An 11,916-nucleotide genomic window follows, 5' to 3' on the forward strand; every position below is an offset into this window, starting at 1 on the left:
AATGGCAACCGTTATCCTCACCAACGTCGCCAAGCGCTTCGGCGCGTTCGAAGTCGTCCACGGCGCCAACATCGACATCGCCGACGGCGAGTTCGTCGTCTTCGTCGGCCCGTCGGGCTGCGGCAAGTCCACGCTGCTCAGGATGATCGCCGGGCTGGAGGACATCAGCGGCGGCGAGATCGCCATCGGCGGCAAGGTGGTCAACGATGTCGAGCCGGCCGACCGCGGCATCGCCATGGTGTTCCAGTCCTACGCGCTCTATCCGCATATGAGCGTCGAGCAGAACCTCTCCTTCGGGCTGCGCATGACCGGCAACCCCAAGGCCGACACCGAGCGGCGGGTGAAGCGCGCGGCCGAGATCCTGCGCATCAGCGAATTGATGGACCGCCGTCCGAAGAAACTTTCCGGTGGCCAGCGCCAGCGTGTCGCCATCGGCCGCGCCATCGTGCGTGAGCCGCAAGTGTTCCTGTTCGACGAGCCGCTCTCCAATCTCGATGCCGAACTGCGTGTCCAGATGCGGGTCGAGATCTCAAGGCTGCACAAGGAACTCGGCACCACCATGGTCTATGTCACCCACGACCAGACCGAGGCGATGACGCTGGCCGACCGGATCGTCGTGCTGCGCGCCGGCCATATCGAGCAGATCGGCCGGCCGCTGGAACTCTATGACAATCCCGACAATATGTTCGTGGCCGGCTTTGTCGGTTCGCCGAAGATGAACTTCATCAAGGCCCGCGTCGTCGGGCACGATGCGCGCGGCGTCGTGGTCGAACTGGCAGGCCAGGAGAAGACCCGCATTGTGCAACCGCTGACAGGCGCCGCGCCCGAAACGGGCAGCCCCGAAATCGGAAGCAAAGTCATCGTCGGCGTGCGGCCCGAACATTTCGGCAGCGCCGGAGAAGGCGATGCCGATCTTGCCGTCACCATCGACGTGGTGGAGCACCTGGGTGGCACGAGCTTTCTCTATGCCAGAACGGCCAATGGTGACGACGTGGTGATCCAGCGCGACGCGGCAAAGGTTCCCGACACGTCCGAGGTCATCGTATCCATCCGCAAATCTTACCTGTTCGATGAAAAAGGGCTGCGGCTGCGCTGATCGGCTGCCCCTTCCCAGCCTGCAAGGAGAATGACAATGACTTCAACCACGCCCATCCGCTGGGGCATTCTAGGCCCGGGCAGCATTGCCAAGGCCTTCGCCGGCGGCGTCGCCGGCTCCCGAAATGGAAAGCTGGTCGCCATCGGCGCACGCAATCCCGGCAAGGCTGGTCTGGCCGAGAGCTTTCCGGGCGCGCGCATTCTCGACGGCTACGAGGCATTGCTCGCCGATCCTGAAATCGATGCGGTCTACATTTCGGTCCCGCATCCTGGCCATGCACAATGGGCGATCAGGGCGGCGGAAGCCGGAAAGCACGTGCTCTGCGAAAAGCCGCTGGGGCTGACCGCGTTCGAGGCCGACGCCATGATGCATGCGGCGCGGAAGGCCGGCACTTTTCTCGGCGAGGCCTTCATGTACCGTCTGCACCCGCAGACGCAGCAACTGGTGGGCCTGGTCAAGTCCGGCGTCATCGGCGAGATCAGGATGATCAAGTCGAGCTTCGGCTTCGCCATGCCTGATTTCATGCCGGAGCACCGGCTCTATGCCAACGACCTCGCCGGCGGCGGCATCCTCGACGTCGGCGGCTATCCCGTGTCGATGGTGCGCCTCATTGCCGGCGCTGCCGCGGGAAAGCCATTCGCCGAACCCGACAAGGTGGTGGGCGGCGCCCACCTTGGCCAGTCCGGCGTCGACGAATGGGCCTCCGCTGTCCTGCATTTCCCCGGTGGCATCGTCGCCGAGGTTTCCTGCAGTATCTCGCTGAACCAGGACAACGTCCTGCGCATCTTCGGCACCAAGGGCCGCATCGAGGTGCCGGACTTCTGGTTCGCCGGCGGCGACCGCGATGTCGGCCTCGGCCGGATCGACGTGATCGGCGCCGACGGCGCGCAAGAGACCATCAGCGTCAACGAGAAGCGCCATGTCTATTCCTTCGAGGTCGATGCCGCCGGCGAGGCGATCCGCGCCGGGCGACAGGAATTCGCCTGGCCGGGGATGGGCTGGGCCGACAGCCTCGGCACCTTGCGCGTGCTAGACAGATGGCGCGCGGCGGTGGGGCTGGAGTACGAGATCGAGAAGGCCTCGCTGCGCACCAACACCATCTCCGGCCGACCTCTGCGGCCCGGCGGCACCGCGATAGGCAAGCGCACCATTCCGGGCCTGCCGAAACCGACCTCCGTGGTGGCGCTCGGCTTCGAGGATTTCCGCACCTTCTCCTCCGGGTCGATCCTGCTCGATGCCTTTTTCGAGGCTGGCGGCAATCTGTTCGACACCGGCTACGTCTATGGCGGCGGCTACACCGAGACGCTGCTCGGCCAATGGCTGAGAAACCGTGGCGTGCGCGAGCAGTCGGTGATCATCGCCAAGGGCGCGCACTCGCCGCTCTGCTATCCCGACGTGATCGCAAAGCAGCTTGCCCAGTCGCTCGACCGCCTGCAGACCGACCATGTCGACATCTATTTCATGCATCGCGACAATCCGGACGTGCCGGTCGGCGAGTTCGTCGACGCCATGGACGCGGAGGTCAAGGCCGGGCGTATTCGCGGTCCCTTCGGCGGCTCCAACTGGACGATGCAGCGCATGGACGAGGCCATTGCCTATGCCGAGCGCACTGGCAAGCAGAAGCCCGGCGCGCTCTCCAACAATTTTTCGCTGGCCGAAATGCTGGAGCCGATCTGGGCCGGCTGCATCACCTCCTCCACCGACGACTGGAAAGCCTGGCTGACATCCAGGCAGATGCCGAATTTCGCCTGGTCGAGCCAGGGACGCGGCTTCTTCACCGACCGCGCCGGGCGCGACAGGCTGGACAGCGAGGAACTGGTGCGGGTCTGGTACTCCGAGCGCAATTTCGGCCGCCGCGACCGGGCGATCGAACTCGCCGCCAGGCTGCGCAAGAGCCCGATCCATATTGCGCTGGCCTATGTCCTCAACCAGCCTTTCCCATCGGTCCCGTTGATCGGGCCGCGCACGCTGGGCGAACTGGACGACAGCCTGCGGGCGCTGGACATCGCGCTTTCGCCGGCCGAACTCGAGTGGCTGGACGGCGGCAGCCTGCACGCGGCCTGACTGGGTCTCAAGCGGCGTCAGGTCTCGTCGTCCGACACCTTGGCGCCGCGCCTGGCCGGCGTTCGCAAGCTGGCATACATGCCGGTGGTGCGGAACTGGCTGGGCGTCGTGCCGTAGAGGCGGCGAAAGACCTTCGAAAAATAATTCGCATCCTCGAACCCGCACAGGATGGCCACTTCCTTCACCGGCAGGAAATCGGCCTTGATCAGCAATTTCGCCGCCCGCTGCAGCCGCTGCTGCAGCACGAACTCGGCGGGCGGCAGGCCTTCGCTCTCGGCGAAGCAGCGTGAGAAATGAGCCCGGCTCAGTCCGCTGATCTGGACAAGGTCCGCCACCGGCAGGGCTTTGTCGAGATTGGCGTTGATATGATCGATGACCGGCTGCATGGCACTCTGTTTTTCGGCAAAGGCGTGCGAGCCGAACACATCGTCGTAGAGCGCCATCGCCGCCTCGTAGGCGATGGCCGAAGCAGCGCCTGGAGAAGCGGCCCCTTTGATAAGACGCAGACTGCAATCGGCAAGATGATCGATCGTCGCCGGCTGCAGCCGAAAGACCGGTCCCGACACGTCGAGGATCGACTTGTGGACGCGCAACGCCTCCTCGCCGTTCATCGAGATCCAGAAATATTCCCAGCGCTCGCCCCTGGCCAGCCAGTAGCGGTGGTTGTGCGGCACCAGCACCAGCAGCGTATCGTTCGTCTGCAGGCGGTAATTGCGGTTTTCGTAGCGCAACCGGCCGGTACCGCCGATCGTATGCTGCAGGACGGTGAACGGCGTCTGGCCGCGCTTTCGCCCGTCCCAGTCATAGGTCACGTCCTCGCGCACCTCATAGCCCGTGCTCGTCGGCATGGCATGCAGGCGCTGGCGGCCGCGCGGCAGCGAGACGGTCCGCATCGACTCTCCGTTGGCGATCAAATCCCGCAGCACAAAATTACCCCTGAAAGCATAATCCTTCTCTGGTCGCGCCCGCGAATAAGCGCATAATCGCGCCTCGAAGAACGCGAATAGCCCGCGAACGAGGAGCGGGCGGGAGGAGAGAAAAGCCGGATTCCGGCTTGAATGGCATGCGCCCAGAGGCGTGTGGCCATCTTTCTTCCCTTGCTGCTCCTTGCCTAGCATTCGATTGGACCGAGGTGAAGGTGATGAGTTTCAAAATCGCTATTATCGGCGCCGGCAGCGTCGGTTTCACCAAGAAGCTGTTCACCGACATTCTGTGCGTGCCGGAATTCAAGGACATTGAATTCGCGCTGACCGACGTCAGCGAGCACAATCTCGCGATGATCAAGGCGATCCTCGACAGGATCGTCGAGGCGAACAATCTGCCAACGAGGGTGACCGCGACGACCGACCGCCGCAAGGCGCTCGAGGGCGCGCGCTACATCATCAGCTGCGTGCGGGTCGGCGGCCTCGAGGCCTATGCCGATGATATCCGCATTCCCTTGAAATATGGCATCGACCAATGCGTCGGCGACACGATCTGCGCCGGCGGTATTCTCTACGGTCAGCGCAACATTCCGGTGATCCTGGATTTCTGCAAGGACATCCGCGAAGTCGCCGATACCAACGCCAAATTCCTCAACTATGCCAACCCGATGGCGATGAACACCTGGGCGGCGATCGAATACGGCAAGGTCGACACGGTCGGTCTCTGCCATGGCGTCCAGCACGGCGCCGAGCAGATCGCCGAGGTGCTGGGCGCGAAATCGCCACGGGAACTCGACTATGTCTGTTCCGGCATCAACCACCAGACCTGGTTCATCGATTTGCGGCTGAACGGCCGCAAGATCGACAGGGATGAGCTAATTGCCGCCTTCGAGGCACATCCGGTCTATTCCCAGCAGGAAAAGCTGCGCATCGATGTGCTGAAGCGCTTCGGCGTCTATTCGACCGAAAGCAACGGCCATCTCTCCGAATATCTGCCCTGGTACCGCAAGCGCCCCGACGAGATCACGCGCTGGATCGACATGTCCGACTGGATCCATGGCGAGACCGGCGGCTACCTCCGCTATTCCACGGAAACCCGCAACTGGTTCGAGACCGAATATCCGCAATTCCTCGAAGCGGCGTCGAAACCGATGGACGCTTCAAAGCGCTCGAACGAGCATGCAAGCCACATATTGGAGGCGCTGGAAACCAACCGCGTCTATCGTGGCCACTTCAACGTCAGGAATGACGGCGTGATCACCAATCTGCCACGGGACGCCATCATCGAGTCACCCGGTTTCGTCGATCGTTTCGGCATCAACATGGCCGCCGGCATCACGTTGCCGGAAGCCTGTGCCGCTACTTGCATGGCCTCGATCAACGTCCAGCGCATGTCGGTCCACGCGGCGATATCTGGCGACATCGATCTTCTGAAGCTTGCCGTGCTGCATGACCCGCTGGTCGGCGCGGTGTCGACGCCGGAGGAGGTCTGGCAGATGGTCGACGAAATGGTCGTCGCCCAGGCGCAATGGCTGCCGCAATATGCTCATGCGGTTCCGGCAGCCAAGGAGAGGCTGTCGAAATCCACGGTCAAGACGCGGGAATGGGCCGGTGCCGCGCGGCGAAGCGTGCGCTCGATCGAGGAACTGCGCGCCGAAAAGGCCGCGCTGAAACAGGCCGTCTGAGAACCGGGCGGCGGCGGATCCACGGGAGGCAGATCCACCGCAGTCTGCCGTCCAGGCAAGATACGAGCAGCAGCAAACGTCTGAACACGAGGGAGGAGACAATGAGGAACCTACGCAGCATTGGCATTGCCGCCGGACTGGCGCTAAGCGTCTCCGTTCCGGCGCTCAACGCTTTCGCTTCCGAGCCGACAGTCCCACCGGTTCCGGCGACGTTTCCGGCCGAGGGCAAGATCAAGTACGTGCCGCGCGACTCCATCCTGGAGTTCAAGGCGCTGCCCGACTATCACGAGCCCGATTGGGTCACGGAAAAATACGTCAAGGCCGGCAAGCTGCCGCCGGTGAAAGATCGGCTGCCGAAAGAGCCGCTTGTCTTCAAGACCGCCAACATGCCGGACGGCGTCGGCGTCTACGGCGATACGATGCGCCATGTCATCGGCGGAAGGCCCGAAGGCTGGAACTACGGCGCCGGCCAGACCCAAGGGTGGGGCGGCATCGACATCGGCCTCTCCGAATGCCTGACGCGCACAGCGCCACTGTTCCAGGTCGAGGCGAAGGACACCGAGCCGCTGCCCAACCTCGCCAAAAGCTGGGATTGGTCAGCCGATGGCCACAAGCTGGCCATGCATCTCGTCGAAGGCGCCAAATGGTCGGACGGCGTGCCATTCAACGCCGACGACGTCATGTTCTACTGGGACGACGAGGTCATGGATCCCAACGTCTCGCCGCTCAATGGCGCCACCCAGGAAACCTTCGGCGTCGGCACGACGCTGAAGAAGATCGACGACTACACCGTCGAGTGGACCTTCAAGGACGCCTTCCCGAAACAGCACCTCTACGCAATGGCCTATGGCACCTTCTGCCCCGGTCCCGCGCATATCTTGAAGCCGCAGCACCCGAAATATTCGAAGAACACCTACGACCAGTTCAAGAACGCCTTCCCGCCGGAATATATGAACATGCCTGTCATGGGCGCCTGGGTGCCGGTCGAATATCGGGCCGACGACATCATCGTCATGCGCCGCAATCCCTACTATTGGAAGGTGGACGAGAAGGGCAACCAGCTGCCCTATCTCAACGAGCTGCATTACAAACTGTCGACCTGGGCCGACCGCGACGTTCAGGCGGTCGCCGGCGCCGGCGACTTCTCCAACCTCGAGCAGCCGGAAAACTTCGTCGCCTCGCTGAAGCGCGCGGCGGAGGCGAACGCGCCGGCGCGCCTTGCCTTCGGCCCGCGGCTGATCGGCTACAATCTGCGCCTGAACTTCTCCGCCAATGGCTGGGGCAACCCGGACGAGCGCGGCCAGGCGATCCGCGAACTGAACCGCAACGAGGATTTCCGTAAGGCCGTCACCATGGCGCTTGATCGCAAGGCGCTGGGCGATTCCCTCGTCAAGGGGCCGTTCACCGCCATCTATCCAGGCGGCCTTTCCTCGGGCACCAGCTTTTATGACCGCAAGTCCACCGTCTACTATCCTTTCGACCTCGAGGGTGCCAAGGCCGAACTCGCCAAGGCCGGTCTGAAGGACACAGACGGCGACGGCATCGTCAACTTTCCGGCCGCGACCGCCGGCGGCAAGAACGTCGAAATCGTGATGCTGGTCAACAACGACTACACGACCGACAAGAGCCTCGCCGAAGGCGTGGTCGCGCAGATGGAGAAGCTTGGCCTCCGGATCGTGCTCAACGGGCTTAACGGCACCCAGCGCGATGCAACGCAATATTCAGGCCGCTTCGACTGGCTGATCCGGCGCAATGAGCAGGAGCTGACTTCCGTGGTGCAGAACACCGTGCAACTCGCTCCGGTCGGCCCCAAGACCAGCTGGGATCACCGCGCGCCGGAAAGCGGCGAGGTCGACCTGATGCCTTTCGAGAAGGACCTCGTCGACATCGTCAACAAGTTCGTCTCGTCGGCGGACAACAGCCAGCGCGCCAGTCTGATGCGGGACTTCCAGAAGATCTCGACCGAGCACGTCTACAATGTCGGCCTGACGGAATATCCCGGCGCCTTGATCGTCAACAAGCGCTTCTCCAACATCCCGCAGGGCACGCCGATCTTCATGTTCAACTGGGCCGAGGATTCGATCATCCGCGAACGGGTCTTCGTCGCGGCCGACAAACAGGCGAAATACGAATTGTTCCCCGAAGAGCTTCCCGGCAAGCCTGGAGACAAGGGCCCGATGTAAGTTTAAGGGCCGATGCAAGTTTACCTCCCCTGACTGAGAGACACCCGGCCGCGTCGATGGCGCGGCCGGGACAAACCAACCCTCCGAACGCCCCTCCAGGGGAGCGTCCGGCGAGATGAGGAAGCGGACCGTCCATGCTGCGATTCCTGCTCACGCGCATAGCGTCGGCAATCCCGGTTCTCGCTATTTTGAGCCTCGTCACCTTTGCCATAATCCAGGCGCCGCCTGGCGATTATGCCGATTACATCCGCTCGCAGCTGATCAACCAGGGCGGAGCCTCCTTCGCGGAGGCCGACGCGCAGGCCCAGGCCTACCGCGTCGAACACGGCCTCGATAAGCCGCTGCCCGTCCAGTATCTCAACTGGATCGGCGGCATCGTCACCCGCGGCGATTTCGGCTACAGCCTCTATTACAACAAGCCGGTGGCCGAGGTTGTCGGCGAGCGCCTGCCGCGCACGCTGCTGCTCGCGCTGGTCTGCCATCTGCTCGCCTCGGTGCTCGGCATCACTTTCGGCATATGGGCCGCGACCCGGCAATACACCTGGATCGATTCCACGCTGTCGGCCATCGCCTTTCTCGGCATGACGGTGCCGCGCTTCCTGATGGCGCTGATCATCGTCTATTTCCTGGTCTTCCAGTTCAACGTGTCGGAGATCGGCTCATTCTTCTCGCCGCAATATGGCGGCGCGCCATGGTCGTGGGCCAAATTCGTCGACCTGGTCAAGCATGTCTGGCCGGTGGTGGCGATCGCCACCTTCGGCGGCCTCGCCTACAATATGCGCGTCATGCGCGGCAATCTGCTCGACACGCTCAACGCGCAATATGTCGAGACGGCGAGAGCCAAGGGCCTGACCGGCAGTGCCGTCGTCATGCGCCACGCCGTGCCCAATGCCTTGCATCCGCTCGTCATGTACCAGGGCGTGGTGCTGCCATACATGCTGACCGGCGAGATCGAGACGGCGATCATCTTCGCGCTGCCGACCGTCGGTCCGGCGATCGTCGGTTCGATGGCGGTCGGCGACGTCTATGTCACAGCCACCTTCATGATGGTGCTGTCGGCGACGCTGATCGTCGGCAACATCATCGCCGACATGCTGCTCGTCCTGCTCGATCCGCGCGTGCGCCAGTTCGGGGAGGGCTAGATGCTGGCGCGAGAGCCTTCACCACCGCCACTGCCGGCCGAGCGAGCCACAGTAGCGCCCGCACGCGGCAATGAGAGCTACATGGCGCTTGTCTGGCGCCGGCTGAAGCGCTCCTGGACCGGGATGGCTGGGCTTTGGCTGGTCGTGCTGCTGCTGGTGATGGCCGTATTCGCCGAATTCCTGGCCCCGATGGATCCGAAGGCGACCGATGTCGGCTTCGCCCCGCCGCAGCTGCCGTCCTTCCACGACAAGGATGGTAATTTCGTCGCGCGGCCTAGGGTCTATGCGCTGGCCGATTCGGCCGATCTCGATCCGGTCACCTTCCAGCCCATCGTCGGCCCCGACTACGACCACCCGAGGCTGCTTGGCTTCTTCGTCGAGGGCGCGCCCTACAAGCTCTTCGGGCTGATCCCGGCGAACCGGCACTTGTTCGCCTCGACGGACGGCCAGCCGGTGCATTTCCTCGGCACCGACAAATTCGGCCGGGACGTGCTGTCGCGCGCCATCCATGGTTCGCGCGTCTCGCTGATGATCGCGCTGACGGTGGTCTTCATCATCACGGTCATCGGTACCACTGTCGGCATGGTGTCGGGCTATTTCGGCGGCCGGTTCGACGTCTGGATGCAGCGCTTCGTCGAACTGGTGCTCGCCTTCCCACAACTGCCGCTCTATCTGGCGCTGACGACGCTGATCCCTGTCACCGCGCCGACCAATGTGTTCCTCGGCTTTGTCATCATCGTCATGTCGGCGTTGGGCTGGGCGCAGATGTCGCGCGAGGTGCGCGGCAAGACACTGGCGCTGGCGCGCATCGAATATGTGCGCGCCGCCATGGCGGTCGGCTCCACCGACCGGCGCATCATCCTGCAGCACATCTTCCCCAATGTGATGAGCCACGTGATCGTCGCCGTGACGCTGGCCATCCCGACGGTTGTGCTGCTCGAATCCTTCCTCGGTTTCCTCGGTTTTGCCGTCAAGCCGCCCCTGATCTCCTGGGGGCTGATGCTTCAGGACACCGCGACCTATTCCGTCATCGGTACCTATCCCTGGATCCTGTCGCCGGTCGGTTTCGTGCTGGTCACCGTCTTCGCCTTCAACGCGCTCGGCGACGGCCTGCGCGATGCCGTCGATCCGTATTGAGGGGACAGGAATGACCGTCGTACTCGCCGAGCCCTTCGCACCAGCCTTTCGCCTCGATCCTGATGGGCGCCAGGGAGAGCCCGTCATCGACGCCCGCAACATCGAGGTCGCCTTCAAGGTCGAGCACGGTACCGTCGAGGCGGTCAAGGACATCTCGTTCCAGCTCTATCGCGGCGAGACGATCGCGATCGTCGGCGAATCCGGTTCCGGCAAGTCGGTGACGGCGCGCACCGTCATGGGCCTGCTGTCGCGCCGCGCAACGGTGTCACCGAAATCGAGCGTCTGTTATGACGGACAGGACATTCTGAAATTTCCCGAGAGCGCCCGGCGCAAGCTGCGCGGCAACCGCATCTCGATGATCTTCCAGGAGCCGATGAGCTCGCTCAACCCGATTTACACAGTCGGCAGCCAGATCGTCGAAGCAATCCGGGTGCATCGCAAGGTGAGCCGCAAGCAAGCCTGGGCGCGGGCGCTGGAACTGCTGCGGCATGTGCAGATTCCCGAGCCCGAGGCGCGGCTCAAGCAATATCCGCACCAGCTCTCGGGTGGGCAACGGCAGCGCGTGATGATCGCCATGGCGCTCGCCAACGATCCGGACGTGCTGATCGCCGATGAGCCGACGACCGCGCTCGACGTCACGGTGCAGGCGCAGATCCTCAACCTGATCCGCAATCTGCAGAAAGAGCTGCGGATGGCGGTGATCCTGATCACCCACGACCTCACCGTGGTGCGCAAGTTTTCCGACTACGTCTATGTGATGCAGCATGGCGAAATGTGCGAGCACAACGTCACTGAACGCTTGTTCGCCGATCCGCGGCATCCCTACACCAGGCGATTGCTTGCTTCCGAACCAAGAGGACGGCCGCAACCGTTGCCCGCGGGCTCTGGCACTATCCTCGAAGCGAATGGCGTGCGCGTCTGCTTCATGCTGCGCCACGGCACGTTCTTGAAGCCGGACTGGCGTGAACTGGTCGCGGTCGACGACCTCGACCTCAAGCTTTGCCGCCATGAGACGCTTGGGCTGGTCGGCGAATCCGGCTCCGGCAAGACCACGTTCGGCCAGGCGCTGCTCCGGCTGACCGAAGCGAAACGCGGTGAGATCCGCTTCGATGGCCAGCCGATCCATGGCCTGTCGCGAACGCAGATGCGGCCGCTGCGGTCGCGCATGCAGATCGTCTTCCAGGACCCGTTCTCCTCGCTTAACCCACGCATGACGATCGGCCAGATCATCGAGGAAGGGCTGGTCGTCAACGGCATCGGCGCAACGCGCCGCGAGCGGGTCGAACGGGTGCGCGAGGCGTTGGTCAGCGCGGGCATGCCGGGCGATATCCTGTCGCGGTTTCCGCATGAATTTTCCGGCGGCCAGCGGCAGCGCATCGCCATCGCCCGGGCCATCGCGCTCGAACCCGAATTCATCCTGCTCGACGAGCCGACATCGGCGCTGGATCTCTCCGTCCAGGCGCAGATCATCGACCTGCTGCGCAAGCTGCAGGACGAGCGTGGCTTGAGCTATCTCTTCATCTCGCACGACCTGAAGGTGATGCGGGCGCTCTGCCACCGCGTCATCGTCATGCAGCACGGCAAGATCGTCGAGCAGGGACCTGTCGACCAGGTCCTCACCCATCCCAAGACCGCCTACACCGAACGGCTCGTCAGGGCCGCTTTCGACGTGGCCTGAACATATGC

Annotated in this window: 8 protein-coding genes; 7 read left to right on the forward strand and 1 reads right to left on the reverse strand. The window is 63.4% G+C overall.

Annotation, left to right across the window (positions count from 1 at the left end):
- Nucleotide 1 precedes the first annotated feature (1 nt).
- Complete coding sequence (gene ugpC, locus FJ936_RS03480; protein ID WP_141906097.1) at nt 2–1,096, forward strand: sn-glycerol-3-phosphate ABC transporter ATP-binding protein UgpC; 1,095 nt, start codon at nt 2–4, stop codon at nt 1,094–1,096.
- Between the two features lie 36 nt (nt 1,097–1,132).
- A complete protein-coding gene (locus tag FJ936_RS03485; protein WP_141906098.1) occupies nt 1,133–3,160 on the forward strand; it encodes an aldo/keto reductase in 2,028 nt (675 codons plus the stop codon).
- A 17-nt stretch (nt 3,161–3,177) separates the two neighbouring features.
- On the opposite strand, the gene FJ936_RS03490 is transcribed toward FJ936_RS03485, so the two are convergent.
- Entirely contained in the window at nt 3,178–4,053 is an 876-nt protein-coding gene (locus FJ936_RS03490) for an AraC family transcriptional regulator (protein ID WP_141906099.1), read from the reverse strand.
- A gap of 248 nt (nt 4,054–4,301) precedes the next feature.
- Between FJ936_RS03490 and FJ936_RS03495 the strand changes: the two genes are divergently transcribed.
- The 5 genes from FJ936_RS03495 (at nt 4,302) to FJ936_RS03515 (ending at nt 11,908) form a co-directional block, all read left to right on the forward strand.
- Nucleotides 4,302–5,768 carry an alpha-glucosidase/alpha-galactosidase gene (locus tag FJ936_RS03495; RefSeq protein ID WP_141906100.1) on the forward strand — a complete coding sequence of 489 codons (1,467 nt, stop codon included), beginning with the start codon at nt 4,302–4,304 and terminating at the stop codon, nt 5,766–5,768.
- 101 nt (nt 5,769–5,869) lie between these two features.
- A complete protein-coding gene (locus FJ936_RS03500; protein WP_141906101.1) occupies nt 5,870–7,951 on the forward strand; it encodes an ABC transporter substrate-binding protein in 2,082 nt (693 codons plus the stop codon).
- A gap of 134 nt (nt 7,952–8,085) precedes the next feature.
- Nucleotides 8,086–9,093, forward strand: a complete 1,008-nt coding sequence (locus FJ936_RS03505) for an ABC transporter permease (protein WP_141906102.1) — start codon at nt 8,086–8,088, stop codon at nt 9,091–9,093.
- Nucleotides 9,094–10,230, forward strand: a complete 1,137-nt coding sequence (locus FJ936_RS03510) for an ABC transporter permease (RefSeq protein WP_015316260.1) — start codon at nt 9,094–9,096, stop codon at nt 10,228–10,230.
- A 10-nt stretch (nt 10,231–10,240) separates the two neighbouring features.
- Nucleotides 10,241–11,908: an ABC transporter ATP-binding protein gene (locus tag FJ936_RS03515; RefSeq protein WP_141906103.1), complete on the forward strand. Its 1,668-nt coding sequence runs from the start codon at nt 10,241–10,243 to the stop codon at nt 11,906–11,908.
- The last annotated feature ends 8 nt before the right edge of the window (nt 11,909–11,916 follow it).

Origin of the sequence: Mesorhizobium sp. B2-4-13 (assembly GCF_006658535.1) — a bacterium.
Taxonomy (GTDB): domain Bacteria; phylum Pseudomonadota; class Alphaproteobacteria; order Rhizobiales; family Rhizobiaceae; genus Mesorhizobium; species Mesorhizobium australicum.

What these genes read in the sequence shown, in the direction of transcription:
- FJ936_RS03490 (WP_141906099.1), bottom strand. Translation starts at nt 4,053, where the DNA reads ATGCGGACCGTCTCGCTGCCGCGCGGCCGCCAGCGCCTGCATGCCATG.
- FJ936_RS03505 (WP_141906102.1), top strand. Translation starts at nt 8,086, where the DNA reads ATGCTGCGATTCCTGCTCACGCGCATAGCGTCGGCAATCCCGGTTCTC.
- FJ936_RS03510 (WP_015316260.1), top strand. Translation starts at nt 9,094, where the DNA reads ATGCTGGCGCGAGAGCCTTCACCACCGCCACTGCCGGCCGAGCGAGCC.
- FJ936_RS03500 (WP_141906101.1), top strand. Translation starts at nt 5,870, where the DNA reads ATGAGGAACCTACGCAGCATTGGCATTGCCGCCGGACTGGCGCTAAGC.
- FJ936_RS03485 (WP_141906098.1), top strand. Translation starts at nt 1,133, where the DNA reads ATGACTTCAACCACGCCCATCCGCTGGGGCATTCTAGGCCCGGGCAGC.
- FJ936_RS03515 (WP_141906103.1), top strand. Translation starts at nt 10,241, where the DNA reads ATGACCGTCGTACTCGCCGAGCCCTTCGCACCAGCCTTTCGCCTCGAT.
- FJ936_RS03495 (WP_141906100.1), top strand. Translation starts at nt 4,302, where the DNA reads ATGAGTTTCAAAATCGCTATTATCGGCGCCGGCAGCGTCGGTTTCACC.
- ugpC (WP_141906097.1), top strand. Translation starts at nt 2, where the DNA reads ATGGCAACCGTTATCCTCACCAACGTCGCCAAGCGCTTCGGCGCGTTC.